Source organism: Paraburkholderia bryophila (assembly GCF_013409255.1).
Classification (GTDB): Bacteria; Pseudomonadota; Gammaproteobacteria; order Burkholderiales; family Burkholderiaceae; genus Paraburkholderia.
The window spans coordinates 2671245-2696006 of sequence record NZ_JACCAS010000001.1 but is presented as its reverse complement, the minus strand read 5'-3'; the positions used below and the strand labels follow the sequence as shown (position 1 = coordinate 2696006).

Sequence of the window (24762 nt, the reverse complement as noted above, 5' to 3'; positions counted from 1 at the left end):
GCTGCCTCTTGTGATGCTCGCCATTGCGTTCGCCGCCACGATGCGCGTCATGGCTTCTGCACCACATGCTCCGCCGCGCGCAAACGCCGCGCCGCGAGTCGACGATAGATCATCGAGAACACCACCGGAACGAAAATTAGCGTGGCCAACGTGCCGATCGTCAAGCCGCCGATCACCGCGCGCCCGAGCGGCGCATTCTGCTCGCCGCCTTCGCCGAGACCGATCGCCATCGGCACCATGCCGATCACCATCGCGAGCGCCGTCATCAGCACCGGACGGAAACGCGTGAAGCCCGCTTCGATCGCGGCGCGCGTCGCGTCGCCGTGTTCGAGCAGGCGTTCACGCGCGAAGCTGATCACCAGAATCGAGTTCGCGGTCGCGATGCCGATACACATGATTGCGCCGGTGAGCGCCGGAATCGACAGCGTGGTGTGCGTGAGAAACAGCATCCAGACGATGCCCGCGAGCGCACCCGGCAGCGCCGTGATGATGATGAACGGATCGAGCCACGACTGGAAATTCACCACGATCAGCAGATACACCAGCAGGATCGCGAACACGAGACCGGCGAACAGACCCGAGAACGAATCGTTCATGGTCTGCACCTGGCCGCGCACTTCGACGCTCGACGTCTTGGGCAACTCGGCCTTGGCGTCGTCGATGATCTTGCGGATATCGTCGGACACGCCGCCGAGATCGCGGCCGTCAGCGGTGCCGTAAATGTCGATGGTGGTCTGCGCGTTGTAGTGGTTCAGCGTCGCGTTGCCGGCCTCGCGCGTCATGGTGGCGAGCGAGCCGAGAATATTGCTGCGGCCGTTCGCGTTCAGCGGAATGTTGGCGAGCGATTGCAGCGAATCGATCGTGTATTGCGGTGCTTCCGTGATCACGTTGTAGCTGACGCCATTGCGCGGATTGAGCCAGAACGTCGGCGTGGTTTGCTGGCTGCCGGACAGCGTGATCAGCAGGTTGCTCGCGATATCGCGTTGCGTGAAACCAGCTTGCTGCGCGCGCGTGCGGTCCACGTCGATGAAAATGCGCGGCAAGTCGGCGGGTTGCTGGATGCGCGCGTCGGCAAGCCCGGGCACTTTGCGCAGACGGTTCAGCAGGCTGGCCGCGAACACGCGATTGCCCGCTACGTCACGCCCCACGATCTGAATATCGATCGGCGACGGCATGCCGAAGTTGAGCGTCTGACTGACGATATCCGCCGGCAGAAACGCGAACTGCACGCCGGGGAATTCGTCGGTAAGCGTGCGCCGCAGCGTGCGCACGTAGTCGGCGCTCGGGTGATGATCGGGATTGAGCGTGATCAGCACGTCGGCGTCCGAGGTGCCGATCGTGCCGGTGTTGCTGTACGACAGGTTGATACCCGACACCGGCAGGCCGATGTTGTCGATGATCGAATGCAGCTCTTCTTTCGGAATCAACTGGCGTATGCGCGTATCGACGCGATCGGTGACCACGGCGGTTTCCTCGACCCGCATGCCCGTTTTCGCGCGCAGATGCAGCGCGATGGTGCCCGCATCGACGGCGGGGAAGAAGTCGCGGCCGAGGAACGGCATCAGGAACATCGACACGCCGCAGCACACCAGAAACAGCGTGACGAACAGACCTGGCCGCGCGACGCGCGCTTCGAGAAACACGCGATAACGTTCGCGCAAACGCTCGAAGCCGCCTTCGAACGCGTAGTGCACGCGCATGAACGGATTGCGCGTTTGCGCCGGCGCGTGATGCGCATCCGCCGCCTTATGGTGATGCCGCAGCAGATATTTCGCGAGCGTCGGCACGAGCGTTCGCGAAAAGAAATACGAGGCCAGCATCGCGAACACCACCGCTTCGGCGAGCGGAATGAACAGGTAGTGCGCGACGCCCGTCAGCAGAAACATCGGCACGAACACAATGCAGATCGACAGCGTCGACACCAGCGTCGGAATCGCGATCTGATGCGCGCCGTCGAGAATCGCCTGCTCGAGCGTCTTGCCCTGCTCCAGTTGATGGCTGATGTTTTCGATCGCGACCGTGGCATCGTCCACCAGAATCCCGACCGCGAGCGCAAGGCCGCCGAGCGTCATGATGTTGATGGTTTCGCCGAGCATGGAGAGTGCGATGATCGACGTGATCATCGACAGCGGAATCGACACGGCGATGATCAGCGTCGCGCGCCAGTTGCCGAGGAACAGCAGAATCATCAAACCGGTGAGGCAGGCGGCGATCACCGCCTCGCGCAGCACGCCCTGCACCGACGCCCGCACGAACAGCGATTGATCGGCCACGGGATCGATATTCAGCGACGCGGGCACGAGATTGCGCAGCGTCGGCATCATTCTCTTGATACGGTCGACGATTTCGAGCGTGGACGTATTGCCGCTTTTGTTGATGGTCAGCAAGGCGGCGCGCTGGCCGTTCACGCGCACGATATTGGTCTGCGGCTGGAAACCGTCGCGTACATGCGCGACGTCGCGGATATAAACGGTGCCGTTGGCGGTGGACTTGATCGGAATATTGTTGAGCCCGGCGAGCGAATCGGGGCTGCCGTTCATTTCCACCGAGTACTCGGTCGAGCCGATTTTCGCGGTGCCCGAGGGCAGGATCAGGTTCTGCGCGGTGACTGCGTTGACTACGTCAATCGGCGACAGATTTCGTTCCTGCAATTTGCGCGAGTCGATATCGACCATGATCTGCCGCTGCTTGCCGCCGTACGGCAACGGCGCCGACGCGCCCGGCACCGTGGCGAGCTGCGTCTTCAGGAAGTTGTTGCCGAAGTCGAATAGCTCCTGTTCGGTGAGCGAGTCGGACGACAGGGCGAGCCGCAGGATCGGCACCGTCGACGCGTTATAACGCAGGATGAACGGCGGCGTGATGCCGGGCGGCAGCGAACGCAATTGCGTCTGTGACAGCGCGGTGACTTCGGCGAGCGCTTCATCGATATTCGCGTGCGGCTGGAAAAAGATCTTGATGACCGCAATGCCGTTCAGCGAGGTCGATTCCGTGTGCTCGATATCGTTGACCGCCACCGACAAGCCGCGCTCGTAGTTGAGCACGATGCGCTTTTCCATCTCGTCCGCGGGCAGGCCGTTATACGTCCAGATCACCGAGAGTACTGGAATGTCGATGTTGGGGAAGATATCGGTCGGCGTGCGCAGGATCGTCAGCGGTCCGACGATCAGCAGGAGCAGGGCCAGCACGACAAAGGTATAGGGGCGCCGCAGCGCGAGGCGAACGATCCACATGGCTAGTCGTGCCGCTCGAAGCGGAAGAGGACGGCGCCCGCGACGCCGCAGGCACGGCGAGCCTGAACCCGACCCCGACTCCAGTGAAGGCCGCCATACGGGCCAACGGCCGCGCCGGGCCGATTCAGCGGATCATTGTGTCGATGCACGTTTTTGATATATCCCCCCAGCTGGGTTTATGATGGGCTCGTTACGACGCGTTACGCTAGGAATCATCGGGCCGGCGCGGCGTAATGGGAATAGGGCGAAACGACGGGTCAAGTGCCCTGAGTTCGCGCTTTTCATGGCCCCGCAAAACGGGAACAATGACTCGAACCTCTCACGCGTCAGACGCGCAGAAGATTGGGTGCGTACGCAACGTTATCGGCGTGGCGGCGTTTTTATTTACCTTGACCGGCGCGAAATCACAAAGCCGGCTATGGGAGAACGGGGAAACATCATGCAAATCGGTTCTATTGTCCGATCGGTGCATATCGCCGTGCCGCAGGGCGCGCGCGGAATTGTCATGCGTATTCTCGGCGACATGGCCATGGTGGCGTGGTATGCCGGCGAGCCCGGCACGTCCGAGCACCTGAATACTGAACCCTTCTTCCTGGAAGACCTGATCGACACGGGCGAGCAGGTACGTCCGTCGAGTGCGCAGATTCATTGACGCTGGTTTGAGTTCGACGCGTTGGCTTATTGGCGCGTTGGTTCGTTTGCGCGTTTGCTGTCTGTAAGCCGCGCGCCCATCGCGCGGCCACCCTGCGCTCAGGCGCTCTCGACTGCATCGTGAGCCGTTGCCCTCGTCTTTGACGGCGGCGCGGCGCACAATGCGTGCATGAACGACGACACTTCCGATTCCCCGGCCGGCGCGAATAGCGCTGCGCCCTTCGCCCGGCTCCAGCCGGAAATCGTGCTCGACGCGCTCGACAGCGTGCTCGCCACCGTCGGTGTACGCACCGACGGCCGCATGCTGCCGCTCAACAGCTACGAGAACCGCGTGTACCAGGTGGGCGTGGAAGACGGCCCGCCGGTAGTCGCGAAGTTCTATCGTCCCGAGCGCTGGACCGACGCGGCCATTCTCGAAGAACACGCGTTTGTCGCCGATCTCGCCGCGCGCGAGATTCCGGCAGTGCCCGCGCGTGCGTTCGAAGGTCGCACGCTGCATAGCTTCGACGGCTTCCGCTTTTCGATCTTCGAGCGCCGCGGCGGTCGCGCGCCCGATCTCGACCGGCGCGATACGCTCGAATGGCTGGGGCGTTTCATCGGCCGTATTCACGCGGTGGGGCAGACGCAAAACTACACCGAGCGTCCCACGCTCGACATCCAGACCTTCGGCTACGAGCCGCGCGATTTCCTGCTGGCTCAGCGCTTCGTACCGGACGACGTGCGCACCGCATGGGAGACCGTGGTGAATCTCGCGCTCGAAGGCGTTGAGCGTGCGTTCGAACGCGCCGGTGAGATTCGTCTGCTGCGCATGCACGGCGATTGTCATCCGAGCAACGTGCTGTGGACCGACGCGGGCCCGCATTTCGTCGACTTCGACGATAGCCGCATGGGGCCGGCGATTCAGGATTTGTGGCTGCTGCTGCCGGGCGAACGCGGCGAGGCGTCGCGTGCGCTGACGGATCTGCTCGCCGGTTACGAAGACTTCTGCGACTTCGAGCCGCGCGAACTCTACCTGGTCGAAGCGTTGCGCACGCTGCGCCTGATTCACTATCAGGCGTGGCTCGCGCGTCGCTGGGACGACCCGGCGTTTCCGGCGGCGTTTCCGTGGTTCAACACGCAGCGCTATTGGGAAGACCGCATTCTCGAATTGCGCGAGCAGATCGGCGCGATGCAGGAAGGGCCGCTCTGGCCGGTCTGAGTACTTGCGTTGAACGGCGAGACCGCAGGCGCTTCACGGCGCCTGCGACGCCACGCTCGACGATTCCACCAGCATCGATTTAACAATCACCTCGGCACGCACGTCGCGGCCGATCGCTTCCATCGCGGGACGCATCTGCGCGAAGTCGTCGGGCGTGCAGACGTCGCTGTTGAAATGCGTGGCGCCTTCGCGCGTCATCGTGACGACATTGCTGAGCGGATCGAACGTGTACTGCGACTGAAAATCGACGAAGCGGTCTTGCGTGCGCTTCGCCTCCGGCATGTCGAGCACGCGGAAATTCGCGGGCAGTTCGATACGCGCGTGTTCGTGCAACGTGAGGTTGTGGCAGACGAACGGTTGCGTGCGCTGACGTTCGCCCAGCCAATAGCGCGTGTCCGCTTCGAAGCCGCCGGCCAGACTCGTCAGCGCCGGAATGGATGCCGCCGCGCCCGGCACCACGAGACTTTCCAGCGTGCCTTTCATCGTGATCGTCAGCGGACCGTCGACAGCGCTCAGGTCGCTGGTGCTGAGCGTGGCCGTGCCGCGCAGGTTCACGCTGCGCAACTCGGCCTGAATCGAATCCTCGCGTTGTGCGGGCGTCTGCGTGCGCAACATCGCGCGGGCCTGTTCGGCGGACGCGCCCACTGCTTCCAGCCGGTAGGTGAAGCTCGCCGAGCCATCCGGTTCGACATTCAGCGAGAGGTCGCTGCTACGCGTCATCAGCGCGGTGGCGGGTGTGCTCGCCAGCACGCCCTGGCCGACCAGCACGGTTGGCCGGTTCATATCCGACGAAGGCAGAAAACCGAACTCGACGTTCGACGCGGTCGAATCGGCATACTGCTGCAAATCCGGCAGCCACGTGATGATGTGATTGATGACGCCGTAGCCCGGCACGCTCGGCAGCGTATAGATCGAGCCGCTGCTGATCAGCGCAGGCTCGTTACGCACGCCGGCCGCGTCGAGCAAGGCGCCGTATAACGCGACGTGGTCCTTGCAGTCGCCGTAGCGGTTCGCGAGGATCTCACTCGCGCTATGCGGCACCACCGCGCCGCGCCCGACGTTGATCGCCACATAGCGCACGTTGCGGCGGACCCAGTCGTACAGCGTTTTGGCTTTGTCGCGCGGCGTGCGGTCGTGTGCGGTGAGCTGTTGCGCGAGACGCGTGACGGCGGTGTCGTGCGCGCTCGGGTCCACCGCAGATTCGCGGTAGGTCGCGGCGAACGCGGCGTAGTCGGGGAAAGTCGAGACCATCAGCCGATCGCCATACGACACGTACGCAACCGAGCCGCGCTCCAGCCGGCTGAAGTGCGCCTTGTCGTAGCGATACTCGTAGCGCGTGCGGCCGTCGCGCGTGATCGGCTGCGAGGCGGTGAAGCCGCGCGCGTCGGCATAGAGCGGTTTGTCGGCGGGCAGGTCGTAGATCAGACGGAAGTTGTGGGTCGGCGCGAGATCGGGCGGCGTGAAGTCGCTGAACTGGCCCGGCACGATCGGCTGCTTCTGCGTCTTGCGATAGGTGAGATGCACGCGCGCGCCCGGCTCGACCGCGGGGAACACGATCACCTTTTCCTGAATGTCCTGGAACATCGGCGCGTCGAACGAACGGGCTTCCTGCACGTCGCGGATCTGCTCGGGCTGCACGTCGTGCCGCACACCGTCGGCGGTCGTCGTGTAGGCCTCGAGGATCTGGACGTCCGCCATGTTGCGATTGAACCAGACGTATTGCTGCGCCACGCGCGCCACGCCGGCTTCGTTGTTGACGCGCAGCGTCATCGCGTCGAGCTTGGAGAAGGAGCCGTCGGCGTTCACGGTGAAGGTCTGCGTCTCGCCTTCGTTCGTATAGGGATCGTCCAGCTTCGCTGGAACGCTCGCGCTAGCCGAAGGAACGCCGGCCAACCAGCCGGACAACGCCAAGGCGAAACTAACCACGGAAGAAGGGCGCATGGCGGGTAAGGTTCCGGCGGCAATGTTGACGGGATCGCCAGCTAGAGTCGGTTTGCGCCGCGTAGATGTCAAGCGGTAGCCACGCGCTGCGATTGAGGAAATGCCTCATTTATGTAATGATAGCCATTCTCAATTGAAAGGCATCGCCAGCGTACCGTCACATTTCTCCTCCTCTGTGACTGCCAGCCAGCCAGCTTTTCAGCCGGACGTCCTGGACCGCAAGCCGGGACGTCCGGCACCTCCTCTCGATACTCGATACGTAATCCCTTTACCGCAGCCCTGAGCGCGCAATGTTGCCGCGCCCGGTGGCGATCAATTTGCCGTAGCTGGAGCCTGGATGTGAACGCGCCTGATTCGATCGATATGAAACCTGCCGCTGCCGGCGGCTCGCAATACACCGCGCACACGCCGCAGCGAGGTCATCATCTGATGGACGACGGCGAGCAGGCTGCACGACGCCAGCGTTCACGGCGCGCGAACTTCATCAAGTGGCTGCGCAAGGTGCACGGCTGGGTCGGGTTGTGGGGCGCCGTGCTTGGACTGATGTTCGGCGTGACCGGCTTCCTGCTGAATCACCGGGGCGGGCCGTTGAAGGTGTCGTCGGGTGAGCCGCAGGTCGAGGAAATGCAGATTCCCGTGCCGCAGAAACCGCTGCGCTCGCCAATGGACATGGCGAAGTGGCTGCAGGGCGAATTGAAGATCGACGGCAAGCCGGGCAAAGTCAAGCGCGAGCCGGCTCATCCGGTGGCGTGGGGCGACCGCAGCACGATGCAGCCGGAGTTCTGGCAGGTCGGCATCTTCGGCACGGCGCAGAACGTGCAGGCCGAGTACTGGGTCGGTAACGGCTTTGTCGCGGTGAAACGCACCCACAACTCGTTTCTCACGACGATGAACAACCTGCATCGCGGCGTGGGTCTGAGCGTCGGCTGGGTGTTGCTGATCGATACGATTGCCGGCGGGATGATTCTGCTGTCGCTGACCGGCGTGTTGCTGTGGACCGAGTTGAACAAACGCCGCCTGGTGGGCGTGATTCTGGTGGGCGGCTCAGTGATCGCCGCCGTGGTTTGCGGATTGATGTAATCCGCGTTTCAGCTTGCTTCGCGCAGCGGCGGTGGCTGTGGCTGTGGCAAAACCGCCTCGCGTGCCACACGAGGCAATCGAACGCTTAAGCTAACGCGCCATCAAACGCTACACGCTACACGTCGCATCGCCGGACGCCGCAATTTCCCGCGCGGCCTTCGCGCCTTCAACCTTCAGCAGCGTCGGCAAAGAAACGCCGTTCTTAGCCGCCGTCACCTCGGCAAGAATCGAAACCGCGATCTCGGGCGGCGTGCGGCTGCCGATATAAATGCCCACCGGCCCATGCAAACGGGCCAGTTCGGTATCGTTCAGATCGAATTCCTTCAGCCGTTCGCGCCGCGCCTGGTTATTGCGCCGCGAGCCCAATGCGCCGACGTAAAACGCTGGCGTTTTCAACGCTTCCATCAACGCGAGGTCGTCGAGCTTCGGATCGTGCGTGAGCGCGATCACCGCGCAGCGCTCGTCGAGCTTCATGTCGGTCACGGTATCGTCCGGCATGGTGCGCACGATCTTCGTGCCGGGGATATTCCATTCCTCGGTGTACTCTTCGCGCGGATCGCACACCGTCACCTGATAGTCGAGCCCCACCGCGATCTGACATAGATAGCGCGACAACTGCCCCGCACCGATCACCAGCATCCGGTAACGCGGGCCGTGGATCGTCAACAGCCGCTCGCCGTCGAATAGCACGCCGTCCGTGGCTAGCGCATTGCCGAGCTGTACCGCGCCGGTCGCCATGTCGAGTTCGCGCGCGACGAGCCGGCCGTCTTCCACCGCGTTGCACAGTTCCGCAATGCCGCTTTGCGGCGCCAGCGGTTCAAGCACGAGCTGGATCGTGCCGCCGCAGGGCAGGCCGAAACGGTGCGCTTCTTCCGCCGTGATGCCGTACTTCACCGCTTCCGGGTGCGTCTGCTCGATACCTTTTTGCCGGACACGATCGATCAGATCGTCTTCGATACAGCCGCCCGAGACCGAGCCGACCACCAGCCCATCGTCGCGCACCGCGAGCATCGCGCCCTCGGGACGCGGCGACGAGCCCCACGTCTTCACCACCGTCACCAGTAACGCGCGATGTCCCTCTTCCAGCCAACGTGCGCTGGACTTCAGGACTTCGAGATCCACGCTGTCCATGATTTCTTCCTTTTCGTTGCGTCGCCGGCGGACTTGCCGTCCGCGGCCTCATTCTGTGCTGTATTGTTCCGCGCCGTGGGATCGGCTGCTGGCTCGGTGCCTTCCGGGGCGGCCGCGTCAATGTTGTCGACGTTTTCAACGTCCGCGCCACCCTCGCCACTCACCCGCGCGCCGAAGCGCTTGAAGAATTCGCCCGCGATTTTACGCGCCGCGCCGTCCACCAGCCTGGAACCGATCTGCGCGAGCTTGCCGCCCACCTGCGCGCTCGCCGTGTAGGAGAGCTTCGTCGAGTCGGCGGCGTCGCCGTCGGCTTCGAGCGAGACGCGGGCATTGCCCTTGGCGAAACCCGCGGCGCCGCCCTGGCCTTCGAACACGATGCTGTAGCCGTTCGGCGCGTCGATGTCGGTCAGTTGCATGCGCCCCTTGAAACGCGCCTTGACGGGCCCGACCGCTGCGCTCAGCGCGACCAGATAGGCGTTCTCACCGTCGGGATCGATGCTTTCGCAGCCCGGAATGCAGGCGCGCAAAATTTCCGTGTCGTTCAACGCGTCCCACGTTCGTTGCTGCGAAACCGGCAGTGTGTGGGTGTCGGTCAGTTCCATGGCGTCGCTCCTGCGGGGGGCCTGGCGGCGACGGCCGGACGCGGCGCGCGCGTGAGCTGCGCGAGGTCGTGGCCGAACGCGGTCAGGCTGTCGAGATTATGAACCGGGCGATGTGCGTCGACATACGGCAGGATCGCCTGCACGCCGCGCGCTTTCGGGGAAAAGCCGCTGAAACGCAGCAGCGGATTGAGCCAGACGATCCGATGCGCGAAGCGGTGCAGGCGCGCCATTTCGGTATCGAGCACGTCGATCGCTTCGTGATCGAGCCCGTCCGTCACGAGCAGCACCGTGGCGCGACCGGTCAGCACGCGCCGCGCCCAGCGGCGGTTGAATTCCGCGAGCGCCGCGCCGATCCGCGTGCCGCCCGACCAGTCGACCACCTGCTCGGTGAGCGCGGCGATCGCGACGTCGGGGTCGCGCTCGCGCAGCGCGCGCGTCGCGTTGGTGAGTCGCGTGCCGAACAGAAACACCTGCAGCCGTTCGCGCGACTGCAACAGCGCGTGGCAGAAATACAGCACCGCGCGCGAATAACTGCTCATCGAGCCGGAGATGTCGAGCAGCAACACGAGCGGCGGTTTGCGCTCGACTACCGCGCGATACTTCCACACGGTCCAGTCGCCGCCCGCGCGCACCGCGTGTCGCGCGCTCGCGCGCAAGTCCGCATGCGTGCCGTGCGAGGCGGCCTTCAGGCGGCGCGTCGGTTCGGTGGCGAGCGGCAGGCGCTGGCCGCGGATCAGGTGACGCAAGGTGCGCCATTCATCGGCGGTGAGGGTGTCGAAATCGCGGTGGCGCAGCCGTTCTTCCGCGCTGAAGGTGGCGTGCGCGCGCAGTTCGTGTTGCTCGGTTTCCTGCGGAGTCTTGCGATGCGGCGAGGGCAGCGCGCGGACGGCGAGTGCATCGGCGAGACGGTTATTGCGTTTGGGCGGCGGCAGGCCGTCGCGCACTTTGGGCAGCAGCAGCGCGCGCAGTTTGCCTTCCCAGTCGGGATCGCGCCAGAACAGGTCGAAGGCGGCGTTGAACAGGTCGCGTTCGTCGGGCGCGGAGACCAGCGACGCGGCCAGCGCGGCGCGCACGTCGTCGCGACGGCCGAGATCGATCCAGTGCAGTGCGGCGAGCGCGTCGACGGCATGCGCCGGCGACATCGGCAAGCCCGCGCCGCGCAACACGCGCACGAAATGGACGACGTTGCGGGCGAGGGTCGGCGTACCGACGGGCGTCGTCATGCTGACTATCCCGGCGCCGCGAGACACTGCGCGATTTGCGCGGCGTCGACGCGCGCCAGATCGTCCTGATACTTCAGCAACACGCCCAACGTGTTCTGCACCGACTGCGGATCGAGTTCTGTCACCGACAGCGCTTCCAACGCGCGGCACCAGTCGATCGTCTCGGCAATTCCCGGCGCCTTGAACAGATCCATACCACGCAGCCGATGCACGAAATCGACCGCGCGCCGCTGCAATTCCGCCGAGGTTTGCGGCGCTCGCGCGGCGACGATCTCCAGCTCACGATCGCGCTCCGGATAGCCGATCCACTGGTACAGGCAACGGCGTTTCAGCGCGTCATGCACTTCGCGCGTGCGGTTCGAGGTCATCACCACCAGCGGCGGCTGCGCCGCGCGCACCGTGCCGTATTCGGGAATCGATACCTGAAAATCCGACAGAAGTTCCAGCAGGAAAGCCTCGAACGGTTCGTCGGCGCGATCGATCTCGTCGATCAGCAGCACACGCCGCGCGCCCGGATGATGCTCGTCGGGCATCAGCGCTTGCAACAGCGGACGCTTCAGCAGGAATTCGCCGCGATACAGCGTGTCGTTGTCGGGTCGTTCGCCGGCGGCTTCGGCGAGACGTAGCGCCATGATTTGACGCGGGTAGTCCCACTCGTACAGCGCGCTCGCCGTGTCGAGCCCTTCGTAGCATTGCAGCCGCAGCATCGTCGTACCGAGCATTCCGGCGGCGGCTTTGGCGAGTTCGGTCTTGCCGACGCCCGGCTCGCCTTCGACGAACAACGGCCGCTCCATGCGCAGCGCAAGGTACAACGCGGTCGCGAGTTCGCGGCTGGCGAAATAGCGTTGGCTCGCGAGTTGCGCGAGGGTGTCGTCGATTGAAGCGGGCTGCATGGTGGTCCTGGATTGAGCGAACGAATGGGCGGCTGACGTTGGCGTGCCGGAGCAGCACGTCTCGTCAGCCGCCCACGGCGATGGTCGCTAACCGATCGCCTTCGTCACCGCGCGCGCGGCCAGCACCGGAATCAGATGCGCGCGGTAGTCGGCGCTCGCGTGCATGTCGGTGTTCAGATCGGTGGCGGACACTGTCACCGCGCGAGCCGCCTCGGGTGTGAAATTCGCCGACAACGCGCTTTCCAGCTCCGGCACACGAAACACCGACGAAGCCGCGCCCGTCACCGCGACCCGCACGCCGCTCGCGAACTTCGCGACGAATATGCCGACCAGCGCGAAGTGCGAAGCCGGGTTGCGGAATTTCTCGTAGGCGGCGCGCTCGGGCACGGGAAACTCGACGGCGACGATCAGCTCGTCGGGCGCGAGCGCGGTCTCATACATACCGACGAAAAAATCGCTCGCGGCAATGCGTCGCCGTTCGGTGACGATGGTCGCGTCCAGCGCCATCGCGGCGGCCGGATAGCACGCGGCGGGATCGTTGTTCGCGAGCGATCCGCCGATCGTGCCGAGCGCGCGCACCTGCCGGTCGCCGATGTGCGCCGCAAGCTCCGCAAGTCCCGGCGATACGCGCCGTAGCTCCGCGTGATCCGCGACGTCGGCGTGACAGACGGCTGCGCCGATCGTCACCTTTTGCGCGTCGACGCTGATCGATTTCAGCGCGGGAATCCGCGTCACGTCGATCAGTTGCGACGGCTGCGCGAGACGCAGGCGCATGGTGGGCAACAGACTCTGACCGCCGGCCAGGAACTTCGCGTTACTGTCGGCGGCGAGGGCGGCGACGGCCGCTTTGGGATCCGTCGCGCGTTGATACTCGAATGAATACATGTCGAATGCTCCGCTCAGGATTTCAATGGGCTGCTTACGGTTGCTTCGCGGCGTGAATCGCGGACCACACGCGATGCGGCGTCGCCGGCATTTGCAGGTCGGTCACGCCGAGCGGCGCGAGCGCGTCGAGAATCGCGTTGATCACGGCCGGTGGCGAGCCGATCGCGCCCGCCTCACCGCACCCTTTGACGCCGAGCGGATTGTGCGTACACGGCGTGCCTTTCGCGGTCTCGACGGTGAAGTCCGGCAGATCGGACGCATGCGGCATCGCGTAATCCATGTACGAGCCGGACAGCAACTGGCCGCTTTCGTTGTCGTACACGCAGCGTTCCAGCATCGCCTGGCCGATGCCTTGCGCGAGCCCGCCATGCACCTGGCCCGTGACGATCATCGGGTTGATCACGTTGCCGAAATCGTCGACGGCGGTGAACTGCTGGATCCGGCACACGCCCGTGTCCGGATCGACCTCGATCTCGCAGATGTACGCGCCGGCCGGATAGGTGAAGTTGGTCGGGTCGTAGAACGCGCTTTCTTCGAGGCCCGGTTCGAGCACGTCGAGCGGATAGTTGTGCGGCACGTACGCCGCGAGCGAAATCTCGGCGAAGGCCTTGGTACGATCGGTGCCCGCGACACGGAACACGCCGTCCTTGAACTCGATGTCTTCCACCGCGGCTTCGAGTAGATGCGCGGCGATTTTCTTCGCCTTGGTTTCGATCTTGTCGAGCGCCTTCATGATTGCCGAGCCGCCCACCGCGATCGAGCGCGAGCCGTACGTACCCATGCCGAACGGAATCCGGCCGGTGTCGCCATGCACGATCTCGACGCTTTCCAGCGCAATGCCGAGCCGGTCCGCGACCACTTGCGCGAAGGTCGTTTCGTGCCCCTGGCCGTGACTATGCGAGCCGGTGAAGACGGTGACCGAACCGGTCGGATGCACGCGAATCTGGCCGACTTCGAAGAGACCCGCCCGCGCACCCAACGCGCCCGCGATGTTCGACGGCGCGAGACCGCAGGCTTCGATATAGCACGAGTAGCCGAGGCCGCGCAGCTTGCCGTTCTGTTCGGACTTCTGCTTGCGCGCGGCGAAGCCTTTGACGTCCGCGAGTTCGAGCGAGCGTGCGAGCAGGGTGTCGTAGTCGCCGGTGTCGTAGGTGAGGCCGACCGGCGTTGCGTACGGAAACTGGCGGATGAAATTGCGACGGCGGATTTCCGCCGGATCGAGCTTCATGTCGCGCGCGGCGGTTTCGACCAGACGCTCCACCACGTAGGTCGCCTCAGGCCGGCCGGCGCCGCGATAGGCATCCACGGGAACCGTGTTGGTGAAGACCGCTTTGACCTCCGCGTAGATCGCGGGCGTGGCGTACTGACCGGCGAGCAGCGTCGCGTACAGGATGGTCGGCACGCTCGACGCGAACGTCGACAGATACGCGCCCATGTTGGCGATCGTATGGATGCGCATGGCGAGGAACTTGCCGTCGGCGTCCATCGCGAGTTCGGCGTGGGTGACGTGGTCGCGGCCGTGCGCGTCGGAGACGAACGCTTCCGAGCGCTCGGCGGTCCACTTCACCGGACGGCGGATTTTCTTCGACGCCCACGTCAGCGCGACGTCTTCGGCATACAGGAAAATCTTCGAGCCGAAGCCGCCGCCCACGTCCGGCGCGATCACGCGCAGTTTCGATTCCGGCAGCGACAGCACGAACGCTGCCATCAGCAAACGCTCCACGTGCGGGTTCTGATTCGCGACGTACAGCGTGTAGCTTTCGTCCTGCACGGAGTAGCTCGCGTTGACCGCGCGCGGTTCGATCGCGTTCGGGATCAGGCGGTTGTTGACGATGTCGAGCGTGGTGACGTGCGCGGCTTTGGCGAACGCGGCGTCGGTGGCGGCTTTGTCGCCGTGGCCCCAGTTGTAGCAGATGTTGTCGGGTACCTCGTCGTGGACGGCGGCCTGGCCCGGATCGGACGCGTGCGCGGTGTCGACCACGGCGGGCAGCACGTCGTAATCGACCTCGATCAGTTCGGCGGCGTCTTTCGCGGCCTTGATCGAATCCGCGATCACCAGCGCGACCTGATCGCCGACGTGCCGCACTTTCGTATGCGCGATGATCGGATGCGGCGGCTCGTTCATCGGCTTGCCGTCGGTGCTGTGGATCAGCCAGCCGCACGGCAGACCGCCGACGTTGTCCGCCGCCATGTCCGCGCCGGTGAAGATCGCGATCACGCCGGGCGATTGTCGGGCCGCGCTGGTGTCGATGCTGGTGAGCCTGGCATGCGCGTGCGGCGAGCGCAGGAACACGGCGTAGGTTTGCTGCGGCAGGACGATGTCGTCGGTGTACTGACCGTTGCCGGTGAGGAAACGGTAGTCTTCCTTACGTTCTACGGAAGCGCCGATCAGATGGGTGTCGGGTGCGTTCATCGTCGGCTCCTCAGGCGGTGGCGGGCGCGGTGGCCGTTGAGTTGGCGGTTGCGCTGTTGCCGGCGCTGCTGGCGGCTGCGTTCGCCGAGCCGGCGGACTTCATGCCCGCGGCGCCTTCGAGCACGGCTTTGACGATGTTGTGATAGCCCGTACAGCGGCACAGATTGCCGTCGAGCTGGGCGCGGACGTCGTCGCCGGTGAGATCGGGCTGGCGTTCGACCAACGACACCGCGCTCATCACCATACCGGGCGTACAGAAGCCGCATTGCAGGCCGTGGCAGTGTTTGAAGGCGGCTTGCATCGGGTGGAGCGCGCCGTTCTGGGCGAGTCCTTCGATGGTGGTGACGGTCGCGCCGTCGGCCTGTACCGCGAGGATGTTGCAGGATTTGATCGCGCGGCCGTTCAGGTGGACGGTGCAGGCGCCGCACTGGGCGGTGTCGCAGCCGACGTGGGTGCCGGTCAGGCGGAGCTGTTCGCGCAGGAACTGGACAAGCAGGGTACCGGGGTCGATTGAGGCGCTAATTGCGGCGCCGTTCACCGTCAGACTGATGCTGATCGTCATGAAGCTGTCTCCTGTGAGGTGAGACCGGACCGTTTTTCTGCTTTGTTTTGGTTTTACTCGCGGGGTCCGATTGGGGGACTGCGGTTTTTATTGGGGTGCAGAAAAGTAAAGCACAAATTGGGCGGGGGCGCTATGAGGGGTTTTTTTGCGCGGAGGAGGCCCGGAGCGGTGGCTGCGCTCCGGGCCTCCTGGCCGCACTTAGCCCAACTCTCGGTCCACGTCGGCTATTTGCCTTTTTACGTCGTTGATCTGACGTGTCAATGCAGACATGCGGGCGGCGACTGCGGCCTGCTGCCGAGGGTCTCCCATCGGCCCGTGCGCGGCGCCGATTTCGATGCTCCGCATGCCGGAGGATGAAGTCCGCTCGACCGTCGGCATGAGAGGCATCTCACGGCTCGCGTTATACAACGCCGACTCCAGTTGTTGCCGTTGATTGTCCAACTGCGACCGCCGCGTCTGCAGAGCCTGACGCGCGCCGTTGTTTGTCCCCGAGGCGCCGCTGCTTGTAGAAGACTCGCCCCACGGAATTCCTTTTCCGCCTCCCCGTAGCCGGAGGGGAGCCTGCCCCCCGCCTGCTGACGAACCCTGTTCTCCGCGCACCGGGTGGCCCGCCCGGATACCCGCGTCAGATGGGCTGTGCCCTGACGTGTCGAACACGGTGGGCGCCGCAACCTGCCCGGCGCCTGGGCCGCCGCTGGGTGCCGCTGATGCCTGAGAGACTTCGTTCGCTTGACTGCTGGCTGACTGGACTTTCATTTCCCTCTCCCTATCTGGATGGGCGGTCGACAATCGGCTTCGCCGAGCGCCTCCCGAGGGGGAGGCGCCAGTGCATTTCAACAGGGCAGCGTCATCGCCGGGTCGTACATATGTCGCCTGGAATTCTCGAGTTCGCTGCGAGGCGCGACGACGCGGGCTCATTCTGAGCGCGCTGAATTGCCGTCTCGACAGCCGCATTGGCAGTTTCCTGGTGCAGAGGAACATCGCGTATTTCCAGAAGCAGATCCCTCAGATGGATAGTCAAATCGCGGTTCGCGTCCTGTATTCGTCGAAGATCATTCTGTAGCTTTTGCAGGTTGCTCTGCGAGTCCGCAGACGGATGATCACTGATGCGCATCGCAGCTTCGAGAACGTCGATCTCATGCTGCGTCGTCCGTTCCAGCTGTGCGCCATCCGCACGGTGCGCCGACAATCCTGAGTGCTCGTTTTGCAGCGTCTGCCTGAGTTGATGCGCTTCCCGTCGGAGGTCTTCGACTTGCCTTTCTGCGGCGGCCGCCGCACGCCGGCCCCCGAGTAGATTCTGTCGCGCCTGTTGCAGTCTCGTTTGCAGGTCCGCGTCCGGATTTTGAGCGCCGCGGATTTCGGCGCTGACCGCATCGGCGGCGTCCATCAGTCGCTTCTCGTGAGCGGCCGACTGTTCGAGATTTCTCTTTGCGTTGTTGAGACGGGTCTGCACCTCCCGTCCCCGTGAGCCGCCTTTAAGCTCCACGTCGCCGGGCCGGCCGCCGACATCAGACGGCCCGGGTCCGGAGGTATCGAACACTGAGGGCCCTGCAACTGGCTCGGCATCCGGCCCATCGCCGTGTGCTGCTTGCGCTTGACTGATTTCGCCGGGTTGATTGTTGGCTGACTGGACTCTCATTTCGCTTTCCTATCTGGATGAAAAGGTCGAATTCGGCTTCGCCGAGCACCCGAGGAAGAGGTGCGAGTCAATTGCAACAGGGGAGGCCGATCACCGGGTCGTACATAGATCGACGCGAGGCCCACCGCGAATGGAGACAGGCCCGTTGCTTTTAGCGCGACCGGACGGCGCGCGAAGCGCTGCCGGAAGCATGACTGCTGTGCCACGAGCGCCAAATGTGCGAGGGCACGGATTCCAGATGAGCCACTACCGTGGCTGTGCGGGCGACTCGCTTAAGCGTTAGCGGTGTGAGCGGCTTTTTCTTGCCTGCTGCCGCGCAGGCCTAAAAACGCTCACTTCGCCAGCTTGGAATTCCGCCGCGAATAGCCGAAGTAGATGACCATCCCAATGAGTAGCCAAACCACAAAAGCGACCCAGGTGACAGCCTGCAGATTAACCATTAGGAAGAGACAGGAAGCGACAGCCAGCACCGGCACAACCGGCACCCCAGGACACCGGAACGCGCGCGGCAACTCAGGATGCGTCTTCCGCAAAACGAGCACAGCAATCGACACCATCGAGAAAGCCGCCAACGTCCCGATATTGATCAGCTCAGCGAGCACGTTCAGCGGCACCAACGCCCCGATCAGCCCAAAGAAGATCCCAACGAGCCACGTAGTGAAGAACGGCGTAGCAAACCGCGGATGCACCTTCGACAACCGCGCCGGTAACAACCCATCCCGCGACATCGCGAAAATAACGCGCGTTTGCCCGTAGGCCATAACCAGAATGACGGTCAGCATGCCGAGCACGGCGCCGAGGTCGATAAAACCGGCGACCCACTTCTGCCCGGCAACCTGCAACGCATACGACACCGGGTGCGAGATATTCGCAAACTGCGCCGACGGCACGATTCCCGTCACCACCGCCGCCACCGCCACATACAACACGGCACACACGCCGAGTGAAGCAATAATCCCAATCGGCAGATCCCGCGCTGGGTTTTTCACTTCTTCCGCGGCGGAAGATACCGAATCGAACCCGATAAACGCAAAGAACATCACGGCGGCCGCGCCAAAAACGCCATTCCAGCCGTTCGGCATAAACGGATGCCAGTTAGCCGGCGTCACATGGAACACCCCCACGCCGATCACCAGCAGCACCACGGTCACCTTGATCGCGACCATGACGTTGTTGATCCGCGCGGATTCGCGAATGCCGACCGACAACAGCGCCGTGATCGCCATCATGACGAGAAACGCGGGCAGATTGAACAGCGTGTCATGGCCCGGCAACGCGCCCGGCGCGGCGGTGAGCGCCACCGGCAACGACACACCGAACCCCGCGAGCAGCGACTGCAGATACCCCGACCACCCGACCGACACCGCCGACGTTGCCAGCCCATACTCCAGCATCAAATCCCAGCCGATGATCCACGCGGCCAACTCGCCAAGCGTTGCATACGAATACGAGTAGATGGACCCCGCCACCGGAATGGTCGACGCGAACTCGGCATAGGCGAGCGCGGCGAAACCGCAGGCAAGCGCCGCGATCAGGAACGAGACCATTAGCGCCGGGCCGGCCTGAACGGCGCCCGTGCCGGTCAGCACGAAAATGCCGGTGCCGATAATGGCGCCGACACCGAGGAAAGTCAGATCGAGCGCGCCGAGCGCTTTCTTCAGGCCGGCGTTCTGAGCGCTTGCAGCGATCATGTGCTCGACGCTCTTTTTGCGGAACAAGGACATTGGCGGGGGTCTCCAGTAGTGCACGCGTTGTTGCGCGCCGAATGTCGGGGAAACCCTCGATTTTAACGGATGCACGCCGTTGCACCATTTTGGAACGTGGTTTTTAGGGCACGGTAAACAGGCGAAAAATCCCCTTCGCATAGGATTCGCACGACACGTTCATTCGTCGTGCGATCTATCGCAGAAAAGCTTTCGCGCGATGTACGGCAAGTTGGAGGGAATCGCTCTCTTACCGGCTCGCCACGCCGAACGGCGCGCTATTCAGCGCGCGCAGAGCAGGGCGGGAGAAAAAGGCGCTTCAGCCGGCCATCGCCGGATTGAGATCGACGAGCCGGTTGCTCATCACGTAGAAGGTCAGCTCGGCGTTGTTGCGCAGCTTCATTTTTTCGAGCAGCCGCGTGCGGTACACACTGACCGTCTTCACCGACAGCGACAGCGCGGCGGCAATATCCGTCAGCCGTTTGCCCGAGGCGAGCATGCATAGCGTCTGATATTCGCGATCGGAGAGCTTTTCGTGCGGCAGTTGTTCGCCGTCGAAGGAGACGTAGTCGGCCAGCGCTTCGGCCATCGCCGGGCTCACGTATTTGCGGCCCGCGGCGACCTGCTGGATCGCGCCGATCATCTGCGCGGCGTCGACGGTTTTCGACAGATAACCCGCCGCGCCGGCTTTCAGTGCGCGCACGGCGTACTGGTCCTCGCGGTACATCGAGAACATCAGTACGGCCACGCGCGGCGCCTTGCGTTTGAGGCGCTTCAGCACTTCGACGCCGTTCATGTCGGGCAGCGAAATGTCGAGCAGCACCACGTCGTAACTGTGTTGAACGACCGCGTCGAGCGCTTCGGCGCCGCTTTGCGCCTCGGTGACTTCGCGCGCGACGCCACGGTCGAGCAGCAATTGACGTACGCCTTGGCGGACCACGGCGTGATCGTCGGCGAGCAGGATGCGCAGACTCATGTCGGCACGCTCACGATTGCAACGCGCGCTGCTCGGCGCACGGTGCGTCGGCCAGCATCGCGTCCCATGCGAAGCGGGCGCGCACCAGCGTGCCGCGCGACGCATTGGCGCCGTCGCCACGCTTCGCGGCGACGCGCCGGGCGCTTACGCGCAGCGTGCCGTCGAAAGCGGCGCAGCGCGCCAGCATGCCGCTCAGGCCGAAATGGCCGCGGCGGCTGCGTGCTTTGCGCGTCAGGCCGATACCGTTGTCGGCGACGATCAGCGTGAGATGACGCCGGCTGGTTTCGATCCGCACGTCGGCCGATTCGGCGCGGGCGTGCTTGGCAATGTTGTTCAGCGCTTCCTGCGCGACGCGGAATATGGCTAGCGCGGCGTCGGCCGGTAAGCGGGTGAGGCGCACGTCGGCGGCGCACACGAAGCTCGTGCGCAATTGCGTGCGCGCGGCGAAGTCGCCGGTCCAATGCGCCAGCGCGCCGACAATGCCGCTTTCCAGCGAAGGCGCATGCAGCTCCGCGACGGCCTGGCGGCTGGCGGCGCACACGGCGTCGAGCGAACGATTCGCGACGGCGAGCGCGGCCGCACATTGCGGCGGCGCGTCGGCGGGCAGCCAGGTTTCGACACCGGCAAGCGCGAAGCGCGTCGCGGTCAGTTCGGCGCCCACGCCGTCGTGCAACTCGCGCGCCACATGCCGGCAAGCCGCCTCCTGCGCCTGCACGAGTTCCGCCGACAGTTCGCGGACCCGGGCCCGCAACTGGGCGAGCTCGCGCTCGGCAGCGGACAGCGGCACAACAACGTTGACGACGGCAATGGCGGCCGTAGCGGACGTGTCGAAGCCGTCACGAGCCGGTGACGAAGGAAGATGCGCGGAAAAAGGCACGACAGTCGACGTATCCATGACTTTCCCTCTCAGGAAGCGGTGTGGACAGCGAAGCGGATGCGCATCCAGGGCGCGAAGACGAAAGAACGCATGCGGGTCTCTAGCCTCCAGGGGTGAACCGCGACGCGCAGCGCGCGACGGGCAAATTGCTACGGTGCGACGTAACGAAATTTACATTCAGTAACATGAACTGCGTATTTCGGAAGGCATTGTTTATTCGTCCGATCATGCGCGGCGATGATATCTCAAAAGTAGAAAAAATGCAGTCACACCAAGGGTTGGCGCCTACATTTCACGCAATGGTTGATGTATTGCAACATGACAAGGCGGTCAATTTTGTAGGAATAATACCGACGCCAAATGTCAAACAGGCGGCGTCATTTTGTAACGGACAACAAAAAAGGAGCCCGAAGGCTCCTTTTTTGCTTGATCCGCGGCGCTGCGCCGCGCGATCGGGGTGGGCGAGACGCGTGGTTTAACCGACGAACGCCTTTTCGACCACGTAGTGACCCGGCGCGTTGTTGCTGCCTTCCTCGAAACCGAGGTCGTCGAGCAGCTTGCGCGTGTCGCGCAGCATGTGCGGGCTGCCGCACAGCATGACACGGTCGTTTTCGAGCGAAAAGCCCGGCACGCCGAGGTCGGCGAACAGCTTTTCGGTTTCGATCAACTCGGTGATGCGGCCACGGTTCTCGAATGCTTCGCGCGTGACCGTGGGGTAATACAGCAGCTTTTCCTGCACCAGTTCGCCGAGGTGTTCATGCGCCGGCAGGTGGTCGGTGATGTATTCCTTGTACGCCAGTTCGTCGACGAAGCGGCAGGTGTGCGTCAGCACGACGCGCTCGTAGCGGTCGTAAATGTCCGGATCTTTGATGATCGACATGAACGGCGCGAGGCCCGTGCCGGTGGACAGCAGCCACAGCGTCTTGCCCGGCAGCAGGTTGTCGGCCATCAGCGTGCCGACCGGCTTCTTGCCGATCAGGACTTCGTCGCCGACCTTCAGATGCTGCAGACGCGACGTGAGCGGGCCGTCCTGCACCTTGATGCTCAGGAACTCGAGGTGCTCTTCGTAGTTCGCGCTCGCCAGGCTATAGGCGCGGATCAGCGGCTTGCCGTCGACTTCGAGGCCCACCATCGTGAACTGGCCGTTCTCGAAACGGAACGCCGGGTCGCGCGTGCAGGTGAAGCTGAAAAGCGTATCGGTCCAGTGGTGGACGCTCAGGACGGTCTGTGTGTTCAGGTTGCTCATGGCTTCTTGGATAGTGCGAAAAAGGCGGCCAGTCGTTAGAGCCGGCCGGCACGGCAAGGGCGATGCTGCGTTCACCCGGAGTCGGGAATCACGCGCAATCCGCTATTTTACCGCGCCGGCTGCCCGAGGGCGGCGACGCGGCGGTTGAGCGTGGTGAAGCGGGTACCGGACCAGGAAGCGGCGGCGCCGGCCGTTGATACAGTCGGGCGCCGCGAAGTACGTTGGCTTGGCTGCCGGCGCGCTTCAGCAAGGGAACGGCGATGGGCGAACGCCGCGCAGGGCGGCTGCCATCGGCTGTCCGGCATGCGCCGGGTAGGCGCGCCGCGCGGGCAACTTGTTCGCGATGATACCGAAAGCCGCCGGGCACTGCAGCATTGACCCTGCTGATAAAACTGGCAAAAGCGCGGTCGCGGTCGGGCGAGAGGGATGGCCGCGACAGACCTGGCGCTAGCGCGGTGGTCTTCCGTCAATCAGATCGGGAGCGGATCTTATTGGTACACAGGCGTAGCCTGAAAGCCGTATTGACCTTCGTAAAGCCAAGCCCGATAGCGTTAAGCGCGTTTCGTCGATTGATCACGCCGGCGCCGCCACGCGCTTCTTCCCGCGTTGCTTCAACACCCGCGCCTGCAGCACGATCACCAGCAGCAGAAACACGCCGCGAATCACCGACTGCCAGTACGCCGACAAGCTGATGAACCCCAGTCCGTTCTCGAAATTCAGCAGATTGAACACGAGACCGAGCAGCAGCACGCCGGCAATCGTCATCGCGATCGAGCCTTCGCCGCCGCTCAGCAAGGTGCCGCCGAGCACCACCGCCGAAATCGCGAACAGCTCCCAGCCCACGCCCTCGTTCGGTTGCCCCGCGCCGAACTGCGCCGCGAGGATTACGCCGGCCATACCGGCCAGCACGCCGCTCACCGCATAGGCCATCACGAGCGTGCGGTCGACGTTCAGGCCCATCAGCCGCGCTGCTTCCTCGCTGCCGCCGACTGCCAGCGAATGCCGTCCGAAGCGCGTGCTGCGCAGCGCCAGCCAACCGGCCAGCGCGGCGGCCACCGCGACGAGCCCCGGAATCGGCAGCCCGAACAGATCGCCTTGACCGAAGTTGCCGAAGTTCGAATCGGCCGCGATCGACACCGCGTCGTTCTTGCCGAGCAGCAGCGCGACGCCATGCGCCCCGAGGCTGGTCGCGAGCGTCACGATGAACGGCAGGATTTTCAGGCGCGTGATGATCAAGCCGTTCAGCACGCCGACCGCGAGTCCGGCGGCGCAGCCCGCCAGCACGGCGACCCAACTGCCGTAGACGCTGGTCAGCGCGGCGACCACGCTCGCCAGCGCCGCTACCGTGCCGACGGACAGATCGATGCCGCCGGTGATGATCACGAACGCCATACCGACCGAGATCAGCGCGAACATCGAGTTGTAGCGCCAGAAAGACGTGATGTTGTACGCCGAGCCGAAATGGTCGTAGCGCACGAGGCCGAATACGACGAGGCCGACCAGCGCGAGCAGGATAGGGAGATTCTTTTTCATCGCATCGAGTCCGGGAGTGTCCTTGCCTTGTCTTGCGGTTCAGCGTGAGCGCCGCTGCACATACACCGCCGCGACGATGATGCCGGCCTTCACCACCAGCGCTGCCGCATCGGGAATGCCGTGCGCGAGCAGGGTGTAGCGCAACAACTGGATGATCAGCGCGCCGATCAGCGTGCCACCGATATACGCCTTGCCGCCCGTCAACGCCGTTCCGCCGACGGCCACCGCCGCAATCGCATCGAGTTCGACGCCGAGCCCGACCACGTTCGCATCGGAAGAAGAATTCACCGAGATCGAGATCAGCCCCGCCAAACCGGCGAGCGCCGCGCACAGCGTGTAGGCGATCAGCTTGACGGTGGCGGTCGGCACGCCGCACAGATACGCGGCCTTTTCGTTGCCGCCGGTGATCAGCAGATACTGGCCGAACAGCGTTTTACGCACGACCCACACGAACACGGCGACCAGCGCCAGCATCAGCAGCACCTGGAACGGCACGCCGGCCACCTTGCCGAGTGCGATCCACTGGAACGCGGGCGTGTTGAACGCTTGCAGGCTACCGTCGGTGACGACCTGCGCAATGCCGCGTCCGGCGATGAACAGCACCAGCGTCGCGACAATCGGCTGCACGGCGAGCCTCGTCACCAGCCAGCCGTTGAACACGCCGCACAACGCGGCGGCCAGCACCGGCAGCACGAACGCGAGTGCAATGCCGGCGGGTCCGGCGATGTTCAGGAACAGCATTGGCGCGAGTGCGCCGGAAATCGCCATCGACGCGCCCACCGACAGATCGATGCCGCCCGTCGCCACTACCAGCGTCATGCCGATGCCGACGATCACGATCGTCACGACCTGGGTCATGTTGACGTTGAAGGTTTGCAGCGACCAGAAGTGCGGGGTGAAGATCAGATTGAACAGCACCATGGCGAGCAGCACGATGACTTCGCGCTGCATCGCGAGCCGGCGCCATTTCTGCACGGTG

19 protein-coding genes are annotated in these 24762 nt (G+C 64.1%); 3 read left to right on the top strand and 16 right to left on the bottom strand.

Annotated features, from left to right (window positions below):
* Window positions 1-47 precede the first annotated feature (47 nt).
* Complete coding sequence (locus GGD40_RS11960; RefSeq protein WP_179707333.1) at window positions 48-3230, bottom strand: efflux RND transporter permease subunit; 3183 nt, start codon at window positions 3228-3230, stop codon at window positions 48-50.
* Window positions 3231-3669: 439 nt separating this feature from the next.
* Between GGD40_RS11960 and GGD40_RS11955 the strand changes: the two genes are divergently transcribed.
* Together GGD40_RS11955 and GGD40_RS11950 are read left to right on the top strand one after the other, a co-directional pair.
* Window positions 3670-3882, top strand: a complete 213-nt coding sequence (locus GGD40_RS11955; RefSeq protein ID WP_144143966.1) for a hypothetical protein — start codon at window positions 3670-3672, stop codon at window positions 3880-3882.
* A gap of 168 nt (window positions 3883-4050) precedes the next feature.
* Window positions 4051-5079 (top strand): serine/threonine protein kinase, encoded by a 1029-nt coding sequence (locus tag GGD40_RS11950; protein WP_179743830.1) that lies wholly within the window; start codon window positions 4051-4053, stop codon window positions 5077-5079.
* Between the two features lie 33 nt (window positions 5080-5112).
* On the opposite strand, the gene GGD40_RS11945 is transcribed toward GGD40_RS11950, so the two are convergent.
* The gene (locus GGD40_RS11945) at window positions 5113-7020 is read right to left on the bottom strand and encodes a DUF3857 domain-containing transglutaminase family protein (protein WP_179743829.1); all 1908 of its coding nucleotides are present in this window, start codon (window positions 7018-7020) and stop codon (window positions 5113-5115) included.
* 339 nt (window positions 7021-7359) lie between these two features.
* Here GGD40_RS11945 and GGD40_RS11940 point away from each other — a divergent pair, with 339 nt between their 5' ends.
* A complete protein-coding gene (locus GGD40_RS11940; protein ID WP_373565280.1) occupies window positions 7360-8100 on the top strand; it encodes a PepSY-associated TM helix domain-containing protein in 741 nt (246 codons plus the stop codon).
* 108 nt (window positions 8101-8208) lie between these two features.
* Here GGD40_RS11940 and GGD40_RS11935 read toward each other — a convergent pair whose 3' ends face one another.
* The 14 genes from GGD40_RS11935 to GGD40_RS11870 form a co-directional block, all read right to left on the bottom strand.
* Window positions 8209-9231: an XdhC family protein gene (locus tag GGD40_RS11935; RefSeq protein ID WP_179707331.1), complete on the bottom strand. Its 1023-nt coding sequence runs from the start codon at window positions 9229-9231 to the stop codon at window positions 8209-8211.
* Window positions 9204-9833 (bottom strand): CoxG family protein, encoded by a 630-nt coding sequence (locus tag GGD40_RS11930; protein ID WP_179743828.1) that lies wholly within the window; start codon window positions 9831-9833, stop codon window positions 9204-9206. The genes GGD40_RS11935 and GGD40_RS11930 overlap by 28 nt, the downstream gene beginning before the upstream one ends.
* Window positions 9824-11056 (bottom strand): vWA domain-containing protein, encoded by a 1233-nt coding sequence (locus GGD40_RS11925; protein ID WP_179707328.1) that lies wholly within the window; start codon window positions 11054-11056, stop codon window positions 9824-9826. Before GGD40_RS11925 ends, GGD40_RS11930 begins: the two co-directional genes overlap by 10 nt.
* Window positions 11057-11061: 5 nt before the next feature.
* Window positions 11062-11949, bottom strand: a complete 888-nt coding sequence (locus GGD40_RS11920) for an AAA family ATPase (RefSeq protein WP_035554025.1) — start codon at window positions 11947-11949, stop codon at window positions 11062-11064.
* 87 nt (window positions 11950-12036) lie between these two features.
* Window positions 12037-12834 carry an FAD binding domain-containing protein gene (locus tag GGD40_RS11915; RefSeq protein ID WP_179743827.1) on the bottom strand — a complete coding sequence of 266 codons (798 nt, stop codon included), beginning with the start codon at window positions 12832-12834 and terminating at the stop codon, window positions 12037-12039.
* Window positions 12835-12868: 34 nt separating this feature from the next.
* Window positions 12869-15247, bottom strand: a complete 2379-nt coding sequence (locus GGD40_RS11910; protein ID WP_179743826.1) for a xanthine dehydrogenase family protein molybdopterin-binding subunit — start codon at window positions 15245-15247, stop codon at window positions 12869-12871.
* Window positions 15248-15257: 10 nt separating this feature from the next.
* On the bottom strand, window positions 15258-15809 hold the full coding sequence (locus GGD40_RS11905; RefSeq protein WP_179707321.1) for a (2Fe-2S)-binding protein: 552 nt from the start codon (window positions 15807-15809) through the stop codon (window positions 15258-15260).
* Window positions 15810-16656: 847 nt separating this feature from the next.
* Entirely contained in the window at window positions 16657-17448 is a 792-nt protein-coding gene (locus tag GGD40_RS11900; protein WP_179743825.1) for a hypothetical protein, read from the bottom strand.
* A 332-nt stretch (window positions 17449-17780) separates the two neighbouring features.
* Entirely contained in the window at window positions 17781-19172 is a 1392-nt protein-coding gene (locus GGD40_RS11895) for an amino acid permease (protein WP_179743824.1), read from the bottom strand.
* A gap of 298 nt (window positions 19173-19470) precedes the next feature.
* Window positions 19471-20127, bottom strand: a complete 657-nt coding sequence (gene rqpR / locus GGD40_RS11890; protein ID WP_179707312.1) for a response regulator transcription factor RqpR — start codon at window positions 20125-20127, stop codon at window positions 19471-19473.
* Between the two features lie 10 nt (window positions 20128-20137).
* Window positions 20138-21022, bottom strand: a complete 885-nt coding sequence (locus GGD40_RS11885; protein ID WP_179743823.1) for a sensor histidine kinase — start codon at window positions 21020-21022, stop codon at window positions 20138-20140.
* Between the two features lie 457 nt (window positions 21023-21479).
* Window positions 21480-22250, bottom strand: coding sequence for a ferredoxin--NADP reductase (locus GGD40_RS11880; protein ID WP_179707308.1), 771 nt, complete (start codon window positions 22248-22250; stop codon window positions 21480-21482).
* A gap of 573 nt (window positions 22251-22823) precedes the next feature.
* Window positions 22824-23783, bottom strand: coding sequence for an ABC transporter permease (locus GGD40_RS11875; protein WP_179743822.1), 960 nt, complete (start codon window positions 23781-23783; stop codon window positions 22824-22826).
* A 39-nt stretch (window positions 23784-23822) separates the two neighbouring features.
* Window positions 23823-24734 carry an ABC transporter permease gene (locus GGD40_RS11870; RefSeq protein ID WP_373565327.1) on the bottom strand — a complete coding sequence of 304 codons (912 nt, stop codon included), beginning with the start codon at window positions 24732-24734 and terminating at the stop codon, window positions 23823-23825.
* Window positions 24735-24762: the final 28 nt, after the last annotated feature.